The organism is Streptomyces sp. Tu6071 (assembly GCF_000213055.1).
GTDB lineage: Bacteria > Actinomycetota > Actinomycetes > Streptomycetales > Streptomycetaceae > Streptomyces > Streptomyces evansiae.
This window is the reverse complement of the sequence record NZ_CM001165.1, coordinates 5,127,157-5,151,516: the sequence shown is the minus strand read 5'-3', so window position 1 is coordinate 5,151,516 and position 24,360 is coordinate 5,127,157. Positions and strand designations below refer to the sequence as shown.

At 74.4% G+C, this 24,360-nt stretch carries 18 protein-coding genes; 10 read left to right on the top strand and 8 right to left on the bottom strand.

Annotation, left to right across the window (positions count from 1 at the left end; translation table 11 throughout):
* Positions 1 to 38 precede the first annotated feature (38 nt).
* Complete coding sequence (gene iolC, locus STTU_RS21670; protein WP_007826811.1) at positions 39 to 1,094, bottom strand: 5-dehydro-2-deoxygluconokinase; 1,056 nt, start codon at positions 1,092 to 1,094, stop codon at positions 39 to 41.
* Positions 1,095 to 1,222: 128 nt separating this feature from the next.
* On the opposite strand from iolC, the gene STTU_RS21665 reads away from it, so the two are divergent.
* The 5 genes from STTU_RS21665 (at position 1,223) to STTU_RS21645 (ending at position 7,126) form a co-directional block, all read left to right on the top strand.
* A complete protein-coding gene (locus STTU_RS21665; RefSeq protein ID WP_043255931.1) occupies positions 1,223 to 2,146 on the top strand; it encodes a sugar phosphate isomerase/epimerase family protein in 924 nt (307 codons plus the stop codon).
* A 3-nt stretch (positions 2,147 to 2,149) separates the two neighbouring features.
* A complete protein-coding gene (locus STTU_RS21660; RefSeq protein WP_007826804.1) occupies positions 2,150 to 3,025 on the top strand; it encodes a helix-turn-helix domain-containing protein in 876 nt (291 codons plus the stop codon).
* Between the two features lie 443 nt (positions 3,026 to 3,468).
* Positions 3,469 to 4,362, top strand: a complete 894-nt coding sequence (locus STTU_RS21655; protein ID WP_043255929.1) for a PrsW family intramembrane metalloprotease — start codon at positions 3,469 to 3,471, stop codon at positions 4,360 to 4,362.
* Between the two features lie 125 nt (positions 4,363 to 4,487).
* Positions 4,488 to 4,715 (top strand): heavy-metal-associated domain-containing protein, encoded by a 228-nt coding sequence (locus STTU_RS21650; RefSeq protein WP_007826800.1) that lies wholly within the window; start codon positions 4,488 to 4,490, stop codon positions 4,713 to 4,715.
* 101 nt (positions 4,716 to 4,816) lie between these two features.
* Positions 4,817 to 7,126: a heavy metal translocating P-type ATPase gene (locus STTU_RS21645; RefSeq protein WP_007826799.1), complete on the top strand. Its 2,310-nt coding sequence runs from the start codon at positions 4,817 to 4,819 to the stop codon at positions 7,124 to 7,126.
* A 577-nt stretch (positions 7,127 to 7,703) separates the two neighbouring features.
* Here the strand turns inward: STTU_RS21645 and STTU_RS21640 are convergent.
* Positions 7,704 to 9,002, bottom strand: a complete 1,299-nt coding sequence (locus tag STTU_RS21640; RefSeq protein WP_007826798.1) for a citrate synthase — start codon at positions 9,000 to 9,002, stop codon at positions 7,704 to 7,706.
* 339 nt (positions 9,003 to 9,341) lie between these two features.
* Positions 9,342 to 11,675 (bottom strand): ATP-dependent RecD-like DNA helicase, encoded by a 2,334-nt coding sequence (locus STTU_RS21635; protein ID WP_007826794.1) that lies wholly within the window; start codon positions 11,673 to 11,675, stop codon positions 9,342 to 9,344.
* Between the two features lie 199 nt (positions 11,676 to 11,874).
* Between STTU_RS21635 and STTU_RS21630 the strand changes: the two genes are divergently transcribed.
* Positions 11,875 to 12,333, top strand: a complete 459-nt coding sequence (locus STTU_RS21630; protein WP_007826790.1) for a hypothetical protein — start codon at positions 11,875 to 11,877, stop codon at positions 12,331 to 12,333.
* A gap of 267 nt (positions 12,334 to 12,600) precedes the next feature.
* On the opposite strand, the gene STTU_RS21625 is transcribed toward STTU_RS21630, so the two are convergent.
* Genes STTU_RS21625 through STTU_RS21615 form a run of 3 tightly spaced genes read right to left on the bottom strand, consistent with a single transcriptional unit; the run spans position 12,601 to position 15,727 of the window.
* Positions 12,601 to 13,428, bottom strand: a complete 828-nt coding sequence (locus tag STTU_RS21625; protein WP_043255927.1) for a sugar phosphate isomerase/epimerase family protein — start codon at positions 13,426 to 13,428, stop codon at positions 12,601 to 12,603.
* Complete coding sequence (locus tag STTU_RS21620) at positions 13,425 to 14,579, bottom strand: dihydrodipicolinate synthase family protein (RefSeq protein ID WP_043255925.1); 1,155 nt, start codon at positions 14,577 to 14,579, stop codon at positions 13,425 to 13,427. The genes STTU_RS21625 and STTU_RS21620 overlap by 4 nt, the downstream gene beginning before the upstream one ends.
* Positions 14,576 to 15,727, bottom strand: coding sequence for a Gfo/Idh/MocA family protein (locus tag STTU_RS21615; RefSeq protein WP_007826777.1), 1,152 nt, complete (start codon positions 15,725 to 15,727; stop codon positions 14,576 to 14,578). The genes STTU_RS21620 and STTU_RS21615 overlap by 4 nt, the downstream gene beginning before the upstream one ends.
* 141 nt (positions 15,728 to 15,868) lie before the next feature.
* Between STTU_RS21615 and STTU_RS21610 the strand changes: the two genes are divergently transcribed.
* A complete protein-coding gene (locus STTU_RS21610; protein ID WP_043255923.1) occupies positions 15,869 to 16,918 on the top strand; it encodes a LacI family DNA-binding transcriptional regulator in 1,050 nt (349 codons plus the stop codon).
* Between the two features lie 290 nt (positions 16,919 to 17,208).
* Positions 17,209 to 18,009, top strand: coding sequence for a sugar phosphate isomerase/epimerase family protein (locus tag STTU_RS21605; protein ID WP_007826774.1), 801 nt, complete (start codon positions 17,209 to 17,211; stop codon positions 18,007 to 18,009).
* A 173-nt stretch (positions 18,010 to 18,182) separates the two neighbouring features.
* On the opposite strand, the gene STTU_RS21600 is transcribed toward STTU_RS21605, so the two are convergent.
* Positions 18,183 to 18,725: a hypothetical protein gene (locus tag STTU_RS21600; protein WP_007826772.1), complete on the bottom strand. Its 543-nt coding sequence runs from the start codon at positions 18,723 to 18,725 to the stop codon at positions 18,183 to 18,185.
* A 342-nt stretch (positions 18,726 to 19,067) separates the two neighbouring features.
* On the opposite strand from STTU_RS21600, the gene STTU_RS21595 reads away from it, so the two are divergent.
* Positions 19,068 to 20,948, top strand: coding sequence for a glycoside hydrolase family 3 protein (locus STTU_RS21595; RefSeq protein ID WP_007826770.1), 1,881 nt, complete (start codon positions 19,068 to 19,070; stop codon positions 20,946 to 20,948).
* A gap of 227 nt (positions 20,949 to 21,175) precedes the next feature.
* Here the strand turns inward: STTU_RS21595 and STTU_RS21590 are convergent, their stop codons facing one another.
* Positions 21,176 to 22,630, bottom strand: a complete 1,455-nt coding sequence (locus STTU_RS21590) for an aminopeptidase (RefSeq protein WP_420713575.1) — start codon at positions 22,628 to 22,630, stop codon at positions 21,176 to 21,178.
* A gap of 221 nt (positions 22,631 to 22,851) precedes the next feature.
* On the opposite strand from STTU_RS21590, the gene STTU_RS21585 reads away from it, so the two are divergent.
* Positions 22,852 to 24,342 (top strand): hypothetical protein, encoded by a 1,491-nt coding sequence (locus STTU_RS21585; RefSeq protein ID WP_043255921.1) that lies wholly within the window; start codon positions 22,852 to 22,854, stop codon positions 24,340 to 24,342.
* Positions 24,343 to 24,360 lie beyond the last annotated feature (18 nt).

Genomic DNA, 24,360 nt, shown 5'->3' with positions numbered 1-24,360 from the left:
CGAGGCGTCAGCCGGTGCGCCGCGCCGGGGCCGTGCCCTCACCCCGCCGCCGCGAGCGCCTCCCGCACCTCGTGCGGGAACGGCATCGCCGTCGAGCACTCCAGGCGGCCCGCCACGATCGCGCCCGCCGCGTTCGCGAAGCGGATCGTCTCGGCGAGGGGGCGGCCCGCGAGGAGCCCTTCGCACAGCGCCCCGCCGAAGGCGTCGCCCGCGCCGAGTCCGTTGACGACCTTCACGGGGAGCGGGGCGACCTCGACGACCGTGCCGTCGCGGTGCGCGGCGAGGACGCCGTCGGGGCCCTGCTTGACGACGGCGAGCGTGACGCCCGCTTCGAGGAGCGCGTCCGCGCACGCGCGCGGCGTCGTCGCGCCCGTCGCGACCTCGCACTCCGTCAGGTTCCCGACCGCGACGCTCGCGTGCCGCAACGCCCGCGCGTAGGCGGGGCGGGCCTCCGCGCGGCTCTCCCAGAACATCGGCCGCCAGTCGAGGTCGAAGACGGTGAGCGCGCCGGGCGCCGCCGTGTGCCGCTCGGCGAGCGCCCCGAGCGTCGCCGTGCGGCTCGGTTCCGCGCACAGCCCCGTCCCCGTCGTCCAGAAGACCCGCGCGCCCCGGATCGCCGCCCCGTCCAGTTCACCGGCGCGGATCTCCAGGTCGGGGGCCTTGGGGCGGCGGTAGAAGAGCAGCGGGAAGTCGTCGGGCGGGTGCAGTTCGCAGAAGGTGACGGGTGTGAGGAGTCCGGGGACCTCGGAGACGTACGAGGTCTCGACGCCGAGGGCGCGCAGTTCGTCCCGTACGAAGGTCCCGAAGGGGTCGGCGCCGGTACGGGTGACGACGGCGGCCCGCAGCCCGAGCCGGGCCGCCGCGACGGCGACGTTGGTCGCCGAGCCGCCGAGGAACTTCCCGAACCGTTCGACGCGCGCGAGCGGCACGCCCGATTCGAGCGGGTAGAGGTCGACGCCGGTACGGCCGATGGTGAGGACGTCGAGGGGCCGGGGCGGGGCGGCGGGGGTCTCGTGCGGGTGCGGACCGGCGGAGGAGGCGGACGCGGGCGAGGGCTCGGACGGGGGCTCGTACGGGTGCTGTCCTGCGGCCATGCGCGCCTCCGGGCGGTACGGGATCTCAGCCTGAAAGCCCGTCCGACCTGTGTCAACCGGGCCTTCGCCCCTCTCCTGGCCGGTCACCGCCGGTTGACACCCTGTCCGGCCTTCCTGATCGTGGGGTGATGTCCCCGGTTCCGCAGCCCCCGGTGTCCCCGCTCTCCCGCATCCGCGTCGGTTCGGCGCCCGATTCCTGGGGGGTCTGGTTCCCCGAGGACCCGCTCCAGGTGCCCTGGCGGCGCTTCCTCGACGAGGTGGCGCGGGCCGGGTACGAGTGGATCGAGCTGGGTCCGTACGGGTATCTGCCGACGGATCCGCGCCGGCTCTCCGAGGAGACCGCGCGGCGCGGGCTCAAGGTCTCGGCAGGAACCGTCTTCACGGGGCTGCACCGGGGGCCTGCCGTGTGGGAGGACACGTGGCGGCAGGTCGCGCGCGTCGCCTCGCTCGCGCAGGCGAGCGGCGCGGGGCACCTCGTCGTGATCCCGGCGTTCTGGCGCGACGACAAGACGGGCGAGGTCCTGGAGGACCGCGAGCTGACGGCGGCGCAGTGGCACGACCTGGCGCGGCAGACGGAGCGGCTCGCGCACGAGGTGCGGGAGCGGTACGGGCTCCGCGTCGTCGTCCACCCGCACGCGGACACCCATGTCGCGGGGGAGGCCGACGTCGCGCGGCTCCTGGACGCGACCGATCCCGACCTCGTCTCGCTGTGCCTGGACACGGGGCACTACGCGTACTGCGGCGGCGACAGCGTCAAGCTCATCGAGACGTACGGGGACCGGGTCGGCTACCTGCATCTCAAGCAGGTCGACCCGGCGGTGCTCGCGCGGGTGCGGGCGGACGACCTGCCGTTCGGGCCCGCCGTCGCACGCGGGGTCATGTGCGAGCCGCCGACCGGCGTCCCGGCGCTCGAACCGGTGCTCGCCGCCGCGCAGGACCTCGGCGTGGACCTCTTCGCGATCGTCGAGCAGGACATGTACCCGTGCCCGCCGGAGCGCCCGCTCCCCGTCGCCGCGCGCACGCGGTCCTTCCTGCGCTCCTGCGGGGCCTGAGCCGTGCCGGCCGGGGCGGTGGCGCTCCCCCACCCGCGCCTGCGCCCGGGGGTCCTGCGCTACCACGGCTACCGGCTGACCGCGGCGCGCCCGCGCCTGGAGGTGCCGGTGGGCGCGGTGACGCTGGTGCTCGGTTTCGGGGCGCCGGTCCGGGTCAGCGGCCCCGGACAGGAGACGACGACGCTCGTCTCGCTGATCGGCGGGCTCACGACGCTGCCCGCCGTGGGCGAGCACCTGGGCGCGGGCGCGGGGATCGAGGTCCTGGTGACGCCGTGGGCGGCGTTCCGGCTGCTCGGCGTCCCGCAGCACACGCTCGCGGGGCGCTGCACGAACCCGGGGGCGCTGCCGGGCGGGGAGCGGTGGCTGCGGCTCGCGGACGCGCTGGAGGAACTGCCCCACTGGCGGGCGCGGTTCGCGCTGCTCGACCGGGCCCTCACGGCGTGGCTCGACGCGGGTCCCGCGTGGTCGCCGCGCGTCGAGTACGCGTGGCGGCTGCTGGAGCGGAGCGGAGGCCGGGTGCCGGTGCGGCGGCTCGCGCGGGAGGTGGGGTGGAGCGAGCGGCAGGTGCAGAGCCGCTTCCGCGAGCAGATCGGGCTCACGCCGAAGGCGGCGGCGCGGGTCGTGCGGCTCCAGCGCGCGGTGCGGCTGCTGACGTCGGGGCTGAGCCAGGCGGAGACGGCGGCGCTGTGCGGCTTCTACGACCAGGCCCACCTGAGCGGCGAGTTCCGGGCGATGACCGGCCGGACCCCGGGTGCCTTCACGGCGGCGCGGGCGGCGGTGGCCGCGTCGGGCAGCGCGGGAAGCGGGACGGGCGGGGCGGCGGACGGGGAGCACGTGAGCGACCGGCTGGGCGGGGCGGTGACGAGCCTGCTGCTGTGACGGGGGCGTCCTCCGTACGGGGCGAGCGGGGCGGGGCCTCGCGCGGGAACCGAGCGCTGCGGCGCCTCCCCCACGGGCCCGCCCCCACCGCCTCTCCGTACGCGCCGGGGGCGCGGCGGGCGCATCGGGAGCGCGCTGCGGGTTTTTCCAAGACCGCCCCCGGCCTGGCATGACAGCGTCGTGCCCCGCGAGCGATCCGCTCCCCGGCCGGGGGAACTCCGGGGAGGATCACGCCGGGCCCGGACCGCTGGGGGGCGGTCCGGGCCGGGTCATGCCGCGGAGGGGACGGGCCCTGCCCCGTCGGGGACCACGGCGCGGCGTCCGCTTTGGTGGCGTACGGGCGGTTTTAAGGTGAACGGCCGCATGACTCCCGCACCCCGCCCGGAGCCCCCACCGTGTCCAGCCCGTCCACGCCGCCGCCCCCGCCGCCCGTCCCGGATCACGTGGAGGGGCCCGAGACGGGCATCCGGCCGGGGCTGTGGCGGCACTGGCTGTGGATCGGGGCCGTGCTGTGGGCGCTGACGGCCGGGGTCTCGTACCTCACGAAGAACACGACGCTGCTGCCGACGCTGATCCTGCTCGGCAGCTTCCTCATCCCGGTGACCTTCGCGCTGTGGGCGTACGAGCGGCACGGCGAGGGGCTCGGGTTCCACCCGCTGCTGAGCTGCTTCGTCTCCGGCGGGGTGCTCGGCGTGCTCGGCTCCTCGCTCGCCGAGTACTTCCTGCTCCACCCCTCGGTGCGGGTGTACGCGGCGGTCGGGCTCATCGAGGAGGCCGTGAAGCTCCTGCTGCTCGCGTGGCTCGTGCGGAAGTCGCACTGGCTGCACGGGGCGCGCGCGGGCGCGGTGCTCGGCGGCGCCGTCGGTTTCGGCTTCGCGGCCTTCGAGACCTCGGGGTACGCGTTCAACGCCGCGCTCTCCTTCGACGGCATCGACCTGCGCGCGCTGCTCCAGACGGAGATCCTGCGCGCGGTGCTCGCCCCCTTCGGGCACGGCCTGTGGACGGCGCTCGCGGGCGCCGTGCTGCTCGCGCACCGGGGCCCCGACGGCCGCTACCGGCTGACCGCCGCCGTGCCCGTCGCGTACCTCGGCGTCTCGGCGCTGCACGCGCTGTGGGACTCGATGCACGACATCGCGCTGTGGCTCACCGAGAAGGCGACGGGTGAGCCGGTACGGGGCTCGGCGTCCACGCGCGACTTCCTCGTGGACGCGACGAGCGAGCAGCGCCACTACTACACGCTCTTCACCGTCCTGGGACTCGCCCTGATCACGGTGCTCGCACTCGCCTGGGGGCGGGCGATGACCCGCCGCGACCCCACTTGGAATCATACCCCCTAGGGGTATACAGTGGTGATCCTGCCGGGAATCCCTCGGGACCCTCCCGTCACGGTACGCCCGGCGTACCGCACACCCCAGCCGCCCCCGCGCACCCCAGGAACGCGGCCCACGAAGAGGAGAACGCCATGGCGACCGACACAGCCGTCACCACCACGTACAAGGTCAGCGGCATGTCCTGCGGCCACTGCGAGGGCGCGGTGAGCGCCGAGCTGACCGAGCTTCCCGAGGTCACCGAGGTGCGCGCCTCGGCGGCGAACGGCGAGGTCACCGTCGTCTCGACGGCCCCGCTCGACGAGGCCGCCGTCCGCGCCGCCGTGGACGAGGCGGGGTACGAGCTGGCCGGCACCGTCTGAGCCGGCGGCGCCGTACGCCGCGGCGCGGGGACGGCCCCGCGCCGCGTCCCGCGCCGACCACATACCCCTACCCCGTACCCGTACGACCGGAGGCCCCCGACATGAGCACGCCGCTCCAGGACAAGCAGGAGGCGGGCATAGCGAGGACCGGGACCGATTCCGCGTCCGCCGCCGAGCCCGCCCAGGTCGAGCTGGCCGTGGGCGGGATGACGTGCGCCGCCTGCGCGGCGAGGATCGAGAAGAAGCTCAACCGGATGGAGGGCGTGTCCGCCTCCGTCAACTACGCGACCGAGAAGGCGAAGGTCAGCTACCCCGAGGGTGTGGGCATCGACGACCTCGTCGCGACGGTGGTGAAAACCGGGTACACGGCGGAGCCGATCCTGCCGCCGGAGCCCGAGCCGGGCCCGGAGCCGGAACCGGTCGCCGCGTCCCCGGAGCCCCCCGCGGACTCCCGTCTCGCCGACCTCCGCCACCGCCTCCTCGTCTCCGTCGTCCTCGCGCTCCCCGTCGTCGTGCTCGCGATGGTCCCGCCGCTCCAGTTCGACAACTGGCAGTGGCTCTCGCTGACGCTCGCCGCGCCCGTCGTGGTGTGGGGCGGCTGGCCCTTCCACCGCGCCACCTGGACGAACCTGCGGCACGGCGCGGCGACGATGGACACGCTCGTCTCGATCGGCACGCTCGCCGCCTTCGGCTGGTCGCTGTGGGCGCTCTTCCTCGGCGACGCGGGCATGCCGCACATGCGGCACGGCTTCGACCTGACGGTCGACCCGGACCAGGGCACGTCCACGATCTACCTGGAGGTGGCCGCGGGCGTCATCGGCTTCCTCCTGCTCGGGCGCTACCTGGAGGCGCGCTCGAAGCGCAGCGCGGGGGCGGCCCTGCGGGCGCTGCTCGAACTGGGCGCGAAGGACGTGGGCGTCCTGCGGGGCGGTCGCGAGGTGCGGGTCCCGGTGGGCTCGCTGCGCGTCGGCGACCGCTTCGTCGTACGGCCCGGCGAGAAGGTCGCGACGGACGGCACGGTGGCCGAGGGGACCTCGGCGCTGGACGCCTCGATGCTCACGGGCGAGTCGCTGCCCGTGGACGTCGGTCCGGGTGACGCGGTCACCGGGGCGACGGTCAACGTCTCGGGCCGGCTCGTCGTCGAGGCGACGCGCGTCGGCGCGGACACCCAGCTCGCGCGCATGGCGCGGCTCGTGGAGGACGCGCAGAACGGCAAGGCCCAAGTCCAGCGGCTCGCGGACCGCATCTCGGGGATCTTCGTGCCCGTCGTGCTCGTGATCGCGCTCGGGACGCTGGTGGGCTGGCTGCTCGCGACGGACGACGTGACGGCGGCGTTCACGGCGGCCGTGGCGGTCCTGATCATCGCGTGCCCGTGCGCACTCGGCCTCGCGACCCCGACGGCCCTCCTGGTCGGCACGGGCCGCGGCGCCCAGCTCGGCATCCTCATCAAGGGCCCCGAGGTCCTGGAGTCCACGCGACGCGTGGACACGGTCGTGCTCGACAAGACGGGCACGGTGACGACGGGCCGCATGGCACTGCGCACGGTCGTCGCGGCCGGGGACACGGACGAGAAGGACGTCCTGCGCCTCGCGGGCGCGGTCGAGCACGCCTCGGAGCACCCGGTGGCCCGCGCGCTCGCCGAGGGCGCCGAGGAGCGCCTCGGGACGCTCCCGGCGGTGAGCGCCTTCGCGAACGAGGCGGGGCTCGGGGTGCGGGGCACGGTGGAGGGCCTGGAGGTACGGGTCGGACGCGGCGCGCTGCTCGACGGGCTCCCCGTACCGGAGGAGCTGACGCGCGCGAAGGCGGCGGCCGAGGCGGACGGCGCGACCGCGGTGCTCGTCGCGTGGGACGGCCGGGTGCGGGGGCTGCTCGCCGTCGCCGACGCCGTGAAGGAGTCGAGCGCCGAGGCGGTACGGGAGCTGCGCGCCCTGGGCCTGCGGCCCGTACTGCTCACCGGGGACAACCGGGCGGTCGCCGAGGCCGTGGCCCGCGAGGTCGGCATCGACGAGGTCGTCGCCGAGGTCCTGCCGCAGGACAAGGCGGCCGAGGTGCGCAGGCTCCAGGAGGGCGGGCGCACGGTCGCGATGGTCGGCGACGGCGTCAACGACGCGGCGGCGCTCGCGACCGCCGACCTGGGGCTCGCGATGGGGACGGGGACGGACGCCGCCATCGAGGCGGGGGACCTCACACTCGTGCGGGGCGACCTGCGGGTGGCCGCCGACGCGATCCGGCTCTCGCGGCGCACGCTCGGGATCATCAAGGGCAATCTGTTCTGGGCGTTCGGCTACAACGTGGCGGCGATCCCGCTCGCGGCGGCCGGGCTCCTCAACCCGATGATCGCGGGTGCGGCCATGGCGTTCTCGTCGGTCTTCGTCGTCTCGAACAGTCTTCGCCTCAGGACCTTCACATAGCCCCCGCAAGCCCCTTACGCTGAGCCCGGACACTCCGTCCGGGCTCAGCGCGGTTCAGGACGCGCAGGTCAGGACGTCGTGACGCAGATCACATCGTTTCATGGGTAACCATGTGCCTGGTTCGGAGGTCTCACACCATGCCGGGAGACGTCTTGGGGGGCGTCGGCCGGCAGCGGGGAACGTCTTGGGGGATGTTTTCCGCAGCGAAGGCCGGGACGACGTGCGGCCGGGGAGCTTGAGCGGCCCTCCCGCGCGTACGCGTCCCGGCGAACCGCGGCACCACCTGAACGCCCGGCCGGATCCCGTGGGGGGAATCCGATCCCGGGGCACAGGAAGGCGCCCCGACCGTCAGCCCGTGGGGGGACTGGCGGGGGGGCGCCTTTCGCTTTGCGCGGGTCGCTTGGCGCGGGCGGCTGGAGGGGGTGCGCCTGGCCGCGCGGGCCTTTCCGCGCTTCGCGCGGTGTCCTCAACCTCCCCCAGCCTTCGGCCGGGGGGACCCCCGGACGGGCTGGTTTTTTCGGGCTGAGCAGGGCCCCGCCCTTCCGGACGGGGCCCTGGCATCACGACGACGGGAGGGTCAGCGGCCCTCGACCGGGACGAAGTCGCGGTTCACGTAGCCCGTGTAGATCTGGCGGGGACGGCCGATGCGGGAGCCGGGCTCCTTGATCATCTCGGTCCACTGGGCGATCCAGCCGGGGAGGCGGCCGAGCGCGAAGAGGACCGTGAACATCTCGGTGGGGAAGCCCATCGCCCGGTAGATCAGACCGGTGTAGAAGTCCACGTTGGGGTAGAGCTTCCGCTCGACGAAGTAGTCGTCGGCGAGCGCGTGCTCTTCGAGCTTGAGCGCGATGTCGAGCAGCTCGTCGCTCTTGCCGAGCGCCGAGAGGACGTCGTGCGCCGCCGCCTTGATGATCTTCGCCCGGGGGTCGAAGTTCTTGTAGACGCGGTGCCCGAAGCCCATGAGCTTCACGCCGTCTTCCTTGTTCTTCACCTTGCGGATGAAGGTGTCGACGTCGGAGCCGTCGGCCTGGATGCCTTCCAGCATCTCCAGGACGCTCTGGTTGGCGCCGCCGTGCAGCGGGCCCCACAGCGCGTTGATGCCCGCCGAGATCGAGGCGAACATGTTGGCCTGCGAGGAGCCGACGAGGCGGACCGTCGAGGTCGAACAGTTCTGCTCGTGGTCGGCGTGCAGGATGAGGAGCTTGTCGAGCGCCGAGACGACGACCGGGTCCAGCTCGTAGTCCTGCGCGGGGACCGAGAAGGTCATGCGCAGGAAGTTCTCGACGTAGCCGAGGTCGTTGCGCGGGTAGACGAAGGGCTGGCCCACGGACTTCTTGTACGCGTAGGCGGCGATCGTCGGGAGCTTGGCGAGGAGGCGGATTGTGGAGAGGTTCCGCTGCTCCTCGTCGAACGGGTTGTGGCTGTCCTGGTAGAACGTGGACAGCGCGCTGACGACCGAGGACAGCATGGCCATCGGGTGGGCGTCGCGCGGGAAGCCGTCGAAGAACCGCTTGACGTCCTCGTGCAGCAGGGTGTGCTGCGTGACGTCGTTCTTGAAGGTCGAGAGCTCGTCGACCTTGGGCAGCTCGCCGTTGATGAGGAGGTACGCGACCTCCAGGAAGCTGCTGCTCTCGGCGAGCTGCTCGATGGGGTACCCGCGATAGCGGAGAATCCCCTGCTCGCCGTCGAGGTAGGTGACGGCGGACTTGTACGCGGCGGTGTTCCCGTACCCGCTGTCCAGGGTCACCAGACCGGTCTGGGCGCGCAGCTTCCCGATGTCGAAGCCGTTGTCCCCGACGGTGCTGTCGACCACCGGGTAGGTGTACTCGCCATCGCCGTACCGAAGTACTACCGCGTTGTCGCGTTTCTCGCTCACGTCATCCCTCACCGACGTAGTGCCTCTTCTTCGAGGTGCCCTGACTGTGTCTACCTTCCCCCATTCGGACGAGGAAAGTGCACTCGGGGCCGACCATTGGCCCTATTGGCGGCACTGAGTGCCGTCGAGAGCCTTGCCATCCTGCCGCCTCCCATCCGGTTGCGGAAGGGCAGGGTGACGTTTCCCACCGTTTTGATCGATCATTTTTCCCTACGTCATCCGCCGGAGACACACCGGGGGTACCGGCGAGTACGGCGCGTGCGCGGACGACGCCACCGGGTGAGGACCCGGCGGGTTCGGGGGTACGTGCGGTGGGCGGGGGCCCGCTCCGTAAGAACTTCACCGGGAAGAGTGAGACGCGGGAGATTCGGCACCCGCTCCCCCGCCCGCCCCGCGCTGCCCGGGGCCCGCCGCGCGCTGCCCGGGGACCTCCGGGGCGCGGAGGCGGCCCGCGAGGCCCGTGTGGCGGCGGCCGGCCGAGACCGTGCGGATCGCTTGGCCGAGGGCGCGGCGGGAGCCGACGAGGACCACGAGACGTTTCGCGCGCGTGACGGCCGTATACAGCAGGTTGCGTTGCAGCATCGTCCACGCGCTCGTCGTGACCGGGACGACGACGGCGGGGTACTCGCTGCCCTGCGAGCGGTGGATCGTCATCGCGTAGGCGTGCGCGAGTTCGTCCAGCTCGTCGAACTCGTAGACCACGTCCTCGTCCTCGTCCGTACGGACCGTCAGCCGCTGCTCCACGGTGTCGAGACCGGTCACGACGCCGACCGTGCCGTTGAAGACGCCGTTCTCGCCCTTCTCGTAGTTGTTGCGGATCTGCGTGACCTTGTCGCCCACGCGGAAGACCCGCCCGCCGAAGCGCTTCTCCTCCGTGCGCGGCCCCGGCGGCGTCAGCGCCTGCTGGAGCAGCGCGTTGAGCGTGCCCGCGCCCGCCGGGCCCCGGTGCATCGGCGCGAGGACCTGCACGTCGGTACGGGGATCGAGGCCGAAGCGCGCGGGGATGCGGCGCGCCACGACGTCCACCGTCAGGCGCCCCGCCGCCTCCGTGTCCTCCTCGACGAAGAGGAAGAAGTCCTTCAGCCCCTGCGTCACCGGGTGCTGCCCCTCGTTGATGCGGTGCGCGTTCGTCACGACGCCCGACTCCCGCGCCTGCCGGAAGATCCGCGTCAGGCGGACGGCGGGGACGGGGCCGCCCTCGCTCAGCAGGTCCCGCAGCACCTCGCCCGCGCCGACCGAGGGGAGCTGGTCCACGTCCCCCACGAGCAGCAGGTGCGCGCCCGGCGCGACCGCCTTGACCAGCTTGTTCGCGAGCAGCAGGTCCAGCATCGACGCCTCGTCCACGACGACGAGGTCCGCGTCGAGCGGCCGGTCCCTGTCGTACGCCGCGTCCCCGCCCGGCTTGAGTTCGAGCAGCCGGTGCACCGTGGACGCCTCCGCGCCCGTCAGCTCCGCGAGCCGCTTCGCCGCGCGTCCCGTCGGCGCCGCGAGCACGACCTTCGCCCGCCGCGCGCGGGCCAGTTCGACCACGGAGCGCACCGTGAACGACTTCCCGCAGCCGGGGCCTCCGGTGAGGACCGCGACCTTGCGGGTCAGCGCGAGCCGCACGGCGGCCTCCTGCTCCGGGGCGAGCGTGGTGCCGGTCTTCCGCGCGAGCCACCCGAGCGCCGGCCCCCAGTCCACGTCCTGGAAGCCCGCGAGCCGGTCCTCCGGCGCGGTGAGCAGGCGGCGGACCTGGCCCGCGAGGGAGAGTTCGGCGCGGTGGAAGGGGACGAGGTACACGCCGGTCACCGGCTGCCCGTCCGGGTCCGTCAGCCGCTCCCGCACGACCCCTTCCGGGTCCTCCGCCAGCTCGCCCAGACACTCGATCACAAGCCCCGTGTCGACGCCGAGGAGCTTCACCGCGTCGCTGATGAGACGTTCCTCGGGAAGGTAGCAGTGGCCCTGGTCCGTCGCCTGCGACAGCGCGTACTGGAGCCCCGCCTTGACGCGCTCCGGGCTGTCCTCCGGGATGCCGACCGCGCGGGCGATGCGGTCGGCCGTGAGGAAGCCGATGCCCCAGACGTCGGCGGCGAGCCGGTACGGCTCCGCCTTCACGACCTCGATCGAGTCGTCCCCGTACTTCTTGTAGATGCGGACGGCGATCGACGTGGACACCTCGACGCTCTGGAGGAAGACCATGACCTCCTTGATCGCCTTCTGCTCCTCCCACGCCGCGATGATCTTCGCGACGCGCTTGGGCCCGAGCCCCTTCACCTCGATGAGCCGCTTCGGCTCGTGCTCGATGACGTCGAGCGTGTCCGTGCCGAAGTGGCGCGTGACCCGGTCGGCGAAGACGGGCCCGATGCCCTTCACGAGCCCGGAGCCGAGATACCGCCGGATGCCCTGGATCGTGGCGGGCAGGACGGTCGTGTAGTTCTCGACGACGAACTGCTTCCCGTGCCTCGGGTGCGAGCCCCACCGCCCCCGCATCCGCAACGCCTCCCCCGGCTGCGCGCCGAGCAGGGCCCCGACGACGGTGAGCAGATCACCGCCACCGCGGCCCGTGTCGACGCGGGCGACGGTGAAGCCGTTCTCCTCGCTGGCGAAGGTGATGCGTTCGAGCGTCGCTTCGAGGACGGCGAGCGGCGATGCGGTGGCGCGGGCCTGGTCACCGGGAGTGCTGGGGGCCATGGGGGGACGGTATCGCCGGGGGCCGGGCGGCGGGTGGCGTCCCCCGAACCCGGCGGGGGGACGCGGCGTCCGCGCTCCGGTCGCACGCGCGGTGCGCGCCGCCGGTGTTCACCGGGCGTTCCCGGGCAGGCTAGGGCGTGTCCGCGCCCACCCGGCCGCGGACCGCGGTTCAGTCCACGAGTCGGCCGAGGAGCGCACCATGCTGGAGATCAAGCCGGAGAGCACCTTCGGGCGCGGCTACGAAGTACTGGTGAACGGGATGTCCGTCGGGACCTGGTCCTCCCGCGTCTGGAGGTCCGGCGGGCAGCTCGACATGGCGGGCGAGACCTTCGAGTTCCGCTCCGGGAGCTGGGGACGCTCCTTCGAGATGCTCGCGGGTGGCACGGTGCGCGCCGAGGCGCACCGCTCAGGCGGGCACTGGCTCGTCACCGGCGAGGGCGGCCCGTACGAGCTGAAGCGCCCCTCGTTCCTGCGCGGAAAGCGGCAACTCGTCGCGGACGGCCGCGTCCTGGGCGAGTTCCGCAGCAGCGGCATCCGCGGCGGCCTGACCGCCGACCTCGGCGACGTGCCCCTGCCCGTCCAGGTCTTCGTGGGCCTGGTGGTGCTCACCCTCCAACGGCGCCAGCGGACCACGGTGGCGGCGTCGGCGGGCAGCTGAGCGCGGGAAACGCGCCCCGGAACCCTCCGTGAGAGACCGGAAGGGCCCGTCCGCCTCGGCGGTCGGGCCCTTCCGGTTTCCCCCCGTCGCACAGGGCTTCCCCCCTCGGGAATCCCCCCCGGGTTTCCCCCCCATCCCTGGCGACACCACGTATGACCTGGCACGGGGGTGGAGGGTTGTACGACCTCTGGAAGTTTTTTCGGCGGCCCCCGGCGGGGCGGCCGAGAGGCCCCCGGGCGCGGTGGCCGAGGGGCCCCGGCTCCGCCCTCACACGTAGCGCGCGAAGCGTTCCGCCGTCGTCGCGAGGAGCTTCCTGCCGTCCCCCGCCCACAGCTCGTCGTTGAACAGCTCGACCTCGATCGGGCCGTCGTAGCCGTTCGCGTCGGCGCGCTCGCGCCACCACGCCAGGTCGATTGCGCCGTCCCCGAGCTGGCCCCTGCCGTTGAGGACCCCGGCGGGGAGGGGGGTGATCCAGTCGGCGAGCTGGAAGGTCGCGATGCGGCCTCCCGCGCCCGCGCGGTCCAGGGCGGCGGGGGCCTGGTCGTCCCACCAGACGTGGTACGTGTCGACGCAGACGCCGACCTGCTCGGCCGGGAAGCGCTCGGCGAGGTCGAGTGCCTGCGCGAGCGTCGAGACGACGCAGCGGTCCGAGGCGAACATCGGGTGCAGCGGCTCGATCGCGAGCCGGACGCCCGACCGGCCCGCGTACGGCGCCAGTTCGGCGAGCGCGTCGGCCACGCGTTCGCGGGCCGCCCGCAAGTCGCGCTCGCCGTCCGGGAGTCCGCCCGAGACGAGGACGAGGACCCGCGTGCCGAGGGCCGCCGCCTCGTCGATCGCCCTGCGGTTGTCGGCCAACGCGGCCTTCCGGGCCCCCGGTTCACTTGCCGTGAGGAATCCGCCCCGGCACAAGGTCGTGACCGTGAGGCCCGCGTCGCGCACGAGCGCCGCGCTCGCCTCCAGGCCGTACGCCTGTACGGGCTCCCGCCACAGGCCGACGTTCCGCACCCCCAGATCGGCGCAGGCACCGACGAGTTCGGGGAGGGGGAGCTGCTTCACCGTCTGCTGGTTGATGCTGAACCGCGCGTGCGCTGTCACCGGGGCACTCCGTACACGTCGAGGAGCGCGCGCATCCGCCGCGCGGCGCGCTCCGGGTCGGGGAACAGGCCGAGCCCGTCCGCGAGTTCGTAGGCGCGGGCGAGGTGCGGCAGCGAGCGCGAGGACTGGTGGCCCCCGACCATCGCGAAGTGCTCCTGATGGCCCGCGAGCCACGCGAGGAACACGACGCCCGTCTTGTAGAAGCGCGTCGGCCGCTGGAAGAGATGGCGGGACAACTCCACCGTCGGGTCCAGGACTTCACGGAAGCCGCGCACGTCTCCCGTGTCCAGGGCGCGGACCGCGCGCGAGGCGAGCGGGGCGAGGGGGTCGAAGATGCCCAGCAGGGCGTGGCTGAAGCCCTGCGCGTCGCCCGCGATGAGCTCCGGGTAGTTGAAGTCGTCGCCCGTGTAGCAGCGGACCCCGGCCGGGAGGCGACGGCGCACGGCGATCTCGCGGTCCGCGTCGAGCAGCGAGATCTTGATGCCGTCGACCTTGTCCGGGTGCGCCGCGATGACCTGGAGGAACGTCTCCGTCGCCGCGTCCAGGTCCGCCGAGCCCCAGTAGCCCGCGAGCGCCGGGTCGAACATGGGGCCGAGCCAGTGCAGGATCACCGGCTCGCGGGCCTGGCGCAGCAGGTGCCCGTACAACGTGAGGTAGTCCTCGGGGCCCCGCGCCGCCGCCGCGAGGGCGCGCGAGGCCATGAGGATCGCCTGCGCGCCCGCGTCCTCGACGAGCGCCAACTGCTCCTCGTACGCCGCGCGGATCTCGTCGAGCGTGCCCGAAGCGAGCTGGTCCGTGCCCGCCCCGGCGGCGATCCGCCCGCCGACGGCGCGCGCCTCGGCGGCCGAACGGCGGATCAGCTCGGCCGCGTTGGGCCAGTCCAGGCCCATCCCGCGCTGCGCCGTGTCCATCGCCTCGGCGACACCGAGGCCCTGCTGCCACAGGTGGCGGCGGAAGGCGAGCGTCGCGTCCCAGTCGACGGCCGCCGGGTCGTCGGCGCTGACGTCCGCGTACGGGTCCGCGACGACGTGCGCGGCGGAGAAGACCGTGCGGGAGGTGAGCGGGCCGCCCGCGTGCACGCCCGGCGCGGGCGCGGGTCCGGGCTCGTACGGCCGCAAGGAGCCGTCCGGGGAGGGGAGTCGGAGCGTCACAGCGTGATCTCCGGTACGTCGACGCGGCGGCCCTCGGCCGAGGACCTGAGGCCCAGCTCGGCGAGCTGGACGCCGCGCGCGCCCGCGAGGAGATCCCAGTGGTAGGGGGCGTCCGCGTAGACGTGGCGCAGGAACAGCTCCCACTGCGCCTTGAAGCCGTTGTCGAACTCGCCGTTGTCCGGGACCTCCTGCCACTGCTCGCGGAAGACCTCCGTCGCGGGCAGGTCCGGGTTCCACACCGGCTTCGGGGTCGAGGAGCGGTGCTGGACACGGCACTTGCGCAGCCCCGCGACCGCCGAGCCCTCGGTCCCGTCGACCTGGAACTCGACGAGTTCGTCGCGGTTGACGCGCACCGCCCACGAGGAGTTGATCTGCGCGACGGCGCCGCCTTCGAGCTGGAAGATCCCGTACGCGGCGTCGTCGGCCGTCGCCTCGTACGGCTTGCCGTGCTCGTCCCAGCGCTCGGGCAGGTGGGTCGCGGTGAGCGCCTGGACGCTGCGGACGCGGCCGAACAGCTCGTGGAGCACGTACTCCCAGTGGGGGAACATGTCGGTGACGATGCCGCCGCCGTCCTCCGTGCGGTAGTTCCAGCTCGGGCGCTGCGCCTCCTGCCAGTCGCCCTCGAAGACCCAGTAGCCGAACTCGCCGCGCACGGACAGGATGCGGCCGAAGAAGCCGCCGTCGATGAGGCGCTTGAGCTTGAGCAGGCCCGGCAGGAAGAGCTTGTCCTGCACGACGCCGTGCCTGATGCCGGCCGCCTCGGCGCGGCGGGCGAGGTCGAGCGCGCCGTCGAGACCGGTCGCCGTGGGCTTCTCGGTGTAGATGTGCTTGCCCGCCGCGATGGCCTTCTTGAGGGCCTCCTCGCGCGCCGAGGTGACCTGCGCGTCGAAGTAGATGTCGATCGCCGGATCGGCGAGCACCGCGTCGAGGTCGGTCGACCAGCGGGTCAGTCCGTGCTGCTCGGCGAGGGCGCGCAGGGCGTGCTCGCGGCGGCCGAGGAGGACGGGTTCGGGCCACAGGACCGTCCCGTCGCCGAGGTCGAGCCCGCCCTGCTCGCGCAGCGCGAGGATCGAGCGGACGAGGTGCTGGCGGTGGCCCATCCGCCCCGTCACACCGTTCATGGCGATGTGCACCGTCTTGCGTTCCACGGGGGTCCCTTCTCGCGGCGATCGGCAAGCTCACTTGGTAAGCGCTTTCTACGAGGGGAGACGCTAGCCTCTGCGCAACGGGGACGACAAGACCCCCGCCCGCTGGCTTCCTTGCCGGCCCGACCGGTCCCGGAGGACGAGATGACCGTGACGCTCTCGGATGTGGCTTCCCGCGCGGGGGTGTCGCCCGCGACCGTCTCCCGGGTGCTCAACGGCAACTACCCCGTCGCCGAGGGCACCCGGGAGCGGGTGCTGCGGGCCGTGGACGAACTGGACTACGTGCTCAACGGGCCCGCGAGTTCGCTCGCCGCCGCGACCTCGGACCTCGTCGGGGTGCTCGTCAACGACATCGCCGACCCCTTCTTCGGCATCATCGCGAGCGCGGTGCAGTCCCAGATCGGCGGGCCCGGGGGGCGCGCGGGCGGGGAACGGCTCGCGGTCGTGTGCGGGACGGGGGGTGCCCCGGAGCGCGAACTCACGTACCTGACGCTGCTCCAGCGCCAGCGCGCCGCCGCCGTCGTGCTCACCGGGGGCGCGGTCGAGGATCCCGCGCACAGCGCGGCCGTCGCCGACAAGCTGCGCAAGCTCGGGGCCGCGGGGACGCGCGTGATCCTCCTGGGACGCCCTCCGCTGCCCGAGGCGGGGCCCGGGGTCACCGCGCTGACCTTCGACAACCGTTCGGGAGCGCGGGAGTTGACCGCGCACCTCCTCGCGCTCGGGCACCGCCGCATCGGCTGCGTCGCGGGCCCGCCCGAGCGCACGACGACGCGGCACCGCCTCGAAGGCCACCGGGCGGTGCTCGCCGAGGCGGGGATCGAGGACCTGCCGGGCGCGACCGTGCACGGGGCGTACGACAGAGCGTCCGGCTACCGCGCGGTGGGGGAACTCCTGGACCGCGTACCTGACTTGACGGCGATCGTCGCGGCGAACGACACCGTGGCGCTCGGCGCGTGCGCGGCGCTGCGCGAGCGGGGGCTGCGGGTGCCCGAGGACGTGTCCGTGACGGGCTTCGACGACCTGCCCTTCAGCGCGGACGCGCTCCCGGCGCTCACGACGGTGCGGTTGCCGCTCCAGGCGACGGGGGCGCGGGCCGGACGCATCGCGACGGGCCGCGACGCGGCGCCCGCGGGCGGCGAGGAACTGGTGGGCGGCGAGCTGGTGGTACGGGGGTCGACGGGGGCGGCGAAGTAGGGAGCGGGTGGGAGCGGGGCGGGACAGGGGCGGGCGGGACAGGGGCGGGGCGGCCCCGTACCCCTGGCGGAACCTCCCGCCTGTCGCGGACCCGTGCCCCGTACCGGCGACCCGCGCCCGTGCCTGAGGCCGTACCCGCACCGGACCCCGCGCCCGCAGCGGACCCGTACCCGTGCCGGAGCCGCGCCGGGTCCCGGCGCGCCAGCAGGAATACGTGTGCCGCCTGCGGTCAGGCTGTGCGACAGACGGCCCGCCGGGGCCACGACAGAAGCGACGAAGGAGCACAAGGCATGAAACTGGCGTTCTCCACCCTCGGTGTCCCCGGAATGCCCGTCCCCGAGATCGTGCGGCTCGCCGCCACGCACGGCTACCACGGCGTGGAGCTGCGCGCCCACCCCGAGGAGCCGCTCAACCTCACCAGTACCGCCGCCGAACGCGCCGCCGCGCGCGAGGCGTTCGCCGCCGGGGGGATCGAGGTGCTCGGCGTCGCCGGGTACGTGAAGGTCGCCGAGCCCGGCGAGGACGAGCCGCACGTCACCGAGATGCGCGCCCTCGTCGAACTCGCCCACGACCTCGGCGCGGGCTTCGTCCGGGTCTTCCCCGGCGGGGGTACGGAGCAGAGCGGGGCGGAGGCCGACGCGACCGCCGAGCGGCGGCTCGGGCTCGCCGCCGAGCACGCGGCCGGGCTCGGCGTCCGCATCCTCCTGGAGACCCACGACTCGCACCGCACGGGCGCGGCGGCGACCCGCGTCCTGGGCACGGTCGGGCACAAGTCGACGGGCGCCCTGTGGGACACCATGCACACGTGGCTCGGCGGCGAGCAGCCCGAGGAGTCCTACCTCGCGCTCGCCCCGTACCTCGGATACGTGCAGGTCAAGGACATCGCCTCGCGCGAGGACACGACGCCGCTGCCGCTCGGCGCCGGGGTGCTGCCGCTCGGCGAGGTCGTGGAGGTCCTCACGCGCGAGGGCTGGGACGGGTGGCTGTGCTGGGAGTACGAGAAGCGGTGGTACGCGGACGCCGCCGACCTCGCCCCGCTGCTCGGACCGGGCGCGGAGTACCTGCGGAGGCTGCTGAACGAGGCGGCGTGAGACAAGGCGCGCGGGGAGGGAGCGGGCGCGGTACGGGGCTGGGCGTCGGGTGCGGTGCCGGGCTGAGCGTCGGGTGCGGTGCCGGGCGCGGCGTCTGGCCCCGTACCGGTCCCGGGGGCAGCCACGCGCAGCCGCCCGCGCGCTCAGAGGCCGGGCGCTCAGAGGCCGGGCGCTCAGGGCCCGGGGGCTGAGGTGCCGGGAGCCGGGGGCTCCCCGCGCGGGGGCGGGGCGTTCGGGCGCAGGTGGGCCGTCAGTCCCTCGCCCCCGTAGACCGACTCGTAGTGCACGACCATGTCGAGGCGCTCGTCGACGATCCGCCAGTACTCCGCGTCGGCCTCCCGGTCGAAGGGCACGAGCCGGCTGGGGAAGACGCGCTCCCCGGCGAGCAGCACGGTGCCCGGGTGGAGCGAGTAGAGCAGGGGCGCGCGTCCCGACAGCTCCGACACCCGGGCGCCCGCGCGCCGGCTCCAGCCGCCGAAGTCCTCGCCGTCGATCCGCACCTCGCAGCGCGTGATGACGGCGGGCCCGAGGCCCGCGTTGCTGAGACGTATCCCGGCGTGGTCCTCGCCGCTGTCGCGGAAGCGCCGGAACTGGAGCACCGGCCGCACCGAGAGCCGGTTGTGCTCGCGGGTCGCGGCGGTCTGGGTCCAGCTCACCCACAGGGAGCCGACCGCGACGACGGTGGCGGCGACGGCGATGACGGTCTCGGCCTCCACGGCGCCTCCCCTTCCCGTACGGCTGTGCGAAGCCGTACGGAGGGAGAGGTTGCCCGGCCGGGGGCGCGGTCATGCGGGCGCGGGCCCCGGCCCACGGACCGGCGTACGCGGGTGCCCCCTCCCCGCGCCCCGCACGCCCTGGCCACCGGCCCCACTCCTCCGCCCCCCCTGCCCCCGCTCAGGGTGCGTCCCCTCCCCCGTCCGGCCCCATGCCCGCCCGGCGCCTTGCCCCCTCCCCCCGCCGCTCGCTATGCCCGAGGGAGCACGGCGCTCTTCGGATCATCTGACGGGCGCCCCGAGGACCGCCCGCCCCGGGCCGGTCCCGAGGACGGGAGTGGCGGTATGGCGCAGGAGACGACGAGCGGGGGGCTGCCCCGGCGGCGGGCCGTGCTCGCGGCCGGGGTGTTCGGGACGGCCGCGGGGGCGCTCGGGACCCGTACGGCGTGGGCGGCGCGGCCCGCGCCCGCCGGTCCGGCCCGTACCGCCTTCTTCCCGCCCGATCCCCTCGCCGACCGGCGTCTCCTCTCCCGGATGACCCCCGAGGAGAAGGTCGGGCAGCTCTTCGTCATGCGCTTCCACGGGGCGTCGGCGACCGCGCCCTCGGCCGCCGACGCGAAGGCGAACCGCGAGGACCTCGGGCTCGCGACGGCCGCCGAGATGATCGCCCGTTACCACCTCGGCGGCGTCATCTACTTCGGCTGGGCGGGCAACATCCGTTCGCCCCGGCAGGTCGCCGCGCTCTCCAACGAGGTCCAGCGTGCCGGGCTCGGGCTGCGCGTCCCCGTACCGCTGCTCGTCTCGATCGACCAGGAGCACGGCGCCGTCCAGCGGATCGGCCCCCCGGCGACGCAACTGCCCGGCGCGATGGGGCTCGGCGCCGCGTCGCTCGGCGCGGGCGGCGACAGCGCGGGCGCGCGCGAGGCAGCCGCGCTCGCGGGGCGGGAACTGGCGGCGCTCGGGGTGCGGCAGGACTGGGCGCCCGACGCGGACGTCAACGTCAATCCCGCGAATCCCGTCATCGGTGTGCGCTCCTTCGGCGCGGACCCGGACGCCGTCGCGCGCCTCGTCGTGGCGCAGGTGCGCGGCTACCAGGAGGACGCCGGGATCTCCGCCGCCGTGAAGCACTTCCCGGGCCACGGCGACACCGCGACCGACTCGCACGTGGGCTTCCCGACCATCTCGCACACGCGCGAGCAGTGGGACACGCTCGACGCGCCCCCGTTCCGCGCCGCGATCGCGGCGGGCGCGGACGTCGTGATGACGGGTCACCTCGCCTTCCCCGCGCTCGACCCGACCGGCGACCCGGCCACGCTCTCGCACCCGGTCGTGACGGGTGTCCTGCGCGGCGAACTCGGCTACGAGGGCGTCGTGACGACCGACTCGCTGCGCATGGAGGGCGTACGGACCAAGTACGGCGACGACCGCGTGCCCGTGCTCGCGCTCCGCGCGGGTGTCGACCTCCTCCTCGACCCGCCCGACCTCGGTCTCGCGCACCGCTCCGTGCTCGCCGCGCTGCGCTCGGGCGAGCTGACCGAGGAGCGGATCGACGCCTCGGTCCTGCGCGTCCTCGCGCTGAAGCGGCGGCGCGGGCTGCTCGCGGAGCCGTACGTGGACGAGGCGGCCGTCGAGCGGCGCGTCGGCACCCGCGCGCACCGCGCCCTCGCCGACCGGCTCGCGGAGCGGGGCACGACCCTCGTCGTCAACGACGGCACGCTGCCGCTGCGCGCCGACGCGGGCCACCTGCTCGTCCTCGGCGTCGATCCGGCCTCGGCCTCGGGCAGCGACGGGCCCGCGACGCGCGTCCTCGCGCGCGCCCTCCAGGCGGAGGGCTTCCGCGTCACGCGCCGCACGACGGGCACCGCGCCCGACGCCGCGGCACGTGACGCGGCCGTCGCCGCCGCGCGCCGCGCGCACACCGTCGTCGTCGCGACGTACGGCCTCGACACCGACCCCGCGCAGCGCGCCCTGCTCGCCGCGCTCGTCGCGACGGGCGTCCCCGTCGTCGCGGTCGCGCTGCGCAACCCGTACGACGCGGCGCACCTGCCCGACGGCGTGCGCGCGCTGCTCGCGGCGTACGGGTGGAGCGACGTGGAGGTGAGCGCGGCGGCACGGGTCCTGACAGGGCGCGCACGGCCGCACGGGCGGCTGCCGGTGCCGGTGACCCGCGCCGACGCGCCGGAGCGGACGCTGTACGCCGTGGGGCGGGGCCTCTCGTACGAGTGAGGGGGCGGCGGGCACGGTGCGGGCGGTGCGCCGGGAGCGCGTGCCCGCCCCGCGTCCGCTCCGCGCGCACTGCCCCGGCGTGCGCGCGCTACGCGGTGCCCCGGTTCCGGTGAGGTGCGCGGTGCCGGTACGGGGCCCGGGGGGGGGCTGTCACGCCCGGCCCCGGGCCCCTTTCCCCGGGCGGCTGACGCCCCGCCGGAACCCCGTACCGCTCCGCCGCGAACTGCCTACGGCCGGAGCCTCGGCTCCTCCGCCGGGGCCTTGTCGAGCCGCGCGAGCGGGGCCGCGGCCTGCGTGCCCGCGTCCACGCCCGCCCAGTCGAGCACGCGTGCCGTGGCGAGTTCACGCGCGCCGGTGGCGAGGCCCGCGATGTTCGCGCCGTGGTTGGCGCCGGGCGCGGTCAGGACGTACGCGTCCTTCGCCCCCGGGCCGACCCGGAAGCGCTCCGCGCCCCAGGGGTCGTTCTCGCCGTAGACGAAGAGCATGTGCCGCGCGTGGTGGCGCACCCAGTGGTCGACGTCCGGGATCGCGCGGCGGTCGAAGCGCATCGGGATCGCCCGGGGCACGAAGTTGCGCGGCGGCTGGTAGCCGTAGCGCGTCAGGCCCTTGAGGTGCGGGAGGGAGATGCTGGGGGCGCCGAGCTGCGTACCGGCCTGGTAGTAGTACGGCGTGTACGGGTCGAGCCCCTGGTCGGTGTAGAAGGACCAGCCGGAGATCGCGTCGACGTACGCGTAGAGGTCGTCGTCGCTCACCGTCCTGGCGTCGGGCACGTCGGCGCAGTCGGCCTCGCCCGAGTACTGCCAGAAGCCCCACACGAGGTCGAGGACCACGGCCTCGTACGCCTTGTCGAGCGTGCCGACGGTGCCGAAGGACCAGCCCTCGGCCTTCGCCTGGTCCGCGTACTTCTTCTCCAGCGGCTCGCGGCGGATCAGGGCCTCGCGCTGGACGGCGTCGAGCGCGTCGCGGCACTCCTTGGTGCCGACCCGCTCGAAGAAGCGGTCGTACGCGGAGTCCTCGGCGTTGTCGACGTCGTTGGGCGCGACGTAGGCGACGACTCCGTCCATGTCGTGCGGGTAGTAGCGCTCGTAGTACGTGGCGGTCATGCCGCCCTTCGAGCCGCCCGTGGCGAGCCAGTTCCGGCCGTAGACCTTCTTGAGCGCCCGGTAGAGGCGGTGCTGGTCGCTCGCGGCCTGCCAGATGTCGAGCTTGGACCAGTCGGCGGGCTGCGGGCGGGACGGCGAGAAGTACCGGTACTCGACGGAGACCTGGTTGCCGTCGACGAGGCGGGTCGGCTCGGCGCGGCTCGCGCTCGTCGAGACGTTGTAGCCGCTCGTGTACATGACGGTGGGGCGGCTCGTGTCCTTGTGCAGGACGGTGAGGCGCTGCGTGAAGCTGCCGCGCGAAGGGTGGCGGTGGTCGACCGGCTGACGGTAGGCGAGCACGAAGTAGCGGTAGCCGCTGACGGGTTTCTCCTCGATCAGGCTCATGCCGGGGATCGAGAGGAGACGTTCCTTGATGTCGCGCGTGTCGGGCGCGGCGGGGCTCCCGCCCGGCGAGGTCGCGGGGGCGGCGCTCGCGCTCCCGGGGCTCGCGAGGGCGGTGGGCGGGGGTGCCGCAGTGGCCGTACTTGCTATGCCGGCGGTGAGGGTGCCTGCCACGAGGGTCGCGAGGAGGGCTCTCAGCGTCTGTGCGCGCACGGGGCTCCTTTGTCCGGGTGGGGCCGGGGGCTTCCGGGGGATGGCCGGGGGCTCCCGGGGGCCGGGTGACGGGTTGTCGGCTCGTGTGCTGGAACGTAGCGGATGAGGTGACGGGCGGCCAGATGGTCGCGGCCGGGCGGGGGCGAGATGATATGCCCGGCGCGTCATGTTTCGTACGATTACCACTGTGGGTCAAGGTGTCGGCGATGAGCACCCCCACCGCCCTCACCCCGCCGTCCGGTGCGCCCACCCGCGTTCCCGCGCGCACGCACCGCCGTCCCTCCCCGCTCGCGCTCGTGTCGCTGGCCTACGGCCTCGTCCAACTGGCCGCCGTCGTCCCGTGGCTGGGCCTCGGCTGGGACGAGTCCGTCTACGTGTCCCAGACGGACCCGCACCACCCCGCGGCCTACTTCTCCGCCCCGCGCTCGCGCGGCGTGACGTACCTGACGGCCCCGCTGACCTGGCTGACGAACGAGCCGCACGCGGTGCACCTCTGGCTGGCGCTGCTCTCGACGGCCTGCCTGTACGGGGCCTTCGCGGTGTGGCGCCCCCTGCTCGGCGCGGGGCGCTCCGCCCTCGCGGCGGGCCTGTTCGCCTCCCTGTGGACGGCGCTGCTGTACGGGCCGCAGGCGATGCCGAACCTGTGGGTGGCGCTGGGGGCGGTGGCGGCGACGGGGTGGCTGCTGCGGGGCGCGGCGGGAACGGCCGGGGGCGCGGGGGCACGGGGCCGGGCCTGGTGGGGGGTCGCTCTCGCGGTCGCCGGGGTGACGCTGCTCCGCTTCCCGGACGGGTGCTGGCTCGCCCTGCCGCTCGGGCTCGCGTGCCTGGCGCACCGGCCCCTGCGGCGGCTCGCGCCGATGGCGGCGGTGGCGGGCGGGGTCGTGGCGGGCGCGGTGCCGTGGGTCGTGGAGGCGTACGGGCGCTGGGGCGGGATCGGGGAGCGGTTGCGGGTCTCCAGCGACGTGCAGGGCGAGATGGGGCTGCGCTGGGCGGGCGGCGACGCCTGGCTCAGCGTCAACGGGCCGCTGCTGTGCCGCCCGTGCGACATCGAGCCGTACCAGCCGTGGCTCACCTGGTGGTGGCTGCTCCTGCCGGTACTGGGGCTGGTGTGCGCGGTGCGGGGGCGGCACGGGGCCGGGCGGGCGGCGCGGGGGGTCACGGTGTGGCTCCCGCTCGCGGGCGCGCTCGCGCTGAGCCTCCCGTACCTCCTGACCCTCGGCTACTCGGCCCCCCGCTTCTTCCTCCCCGCCTACGCGCTCCTCGCGCTCCCCCTCGCGACGACCGCGCTCGACGCGGCACGCGGTCGCCGCCCGTACGTCGTGGCGCTGTGCGCGGTGCTCGCGCTGTACGGGGTCTCGCAGACCACCGGCCTCTGGCGCAACCTCATGGGCGCTCGCCACACGACCCACCGCTACGAGACGGTGGCGGCCCACCTGCACCGGGCGGGCGTCCGCCCCCCGTGCCTGATCACGGGCGCCCAGACCCCGCCCGTCTCCTACGCGGCCGGCTGCGCCTCGGGCAACGTCGCGGGCAACAACAAGAACCTCACCCGCGCCGCCCTCCGCGCCCTGACCACCCGCATCCCGGTGGCGGCCCTCACCGCCGCACACGCCGCCCCTCCGGCATACGCCCGCACCTGGCACCCCCTGCCGCTCCTGGGGACGGGGTTGCGGGCGTGGGTGGCGGGGCGGGGGTGAGGGGGCACCAGTGAGGGC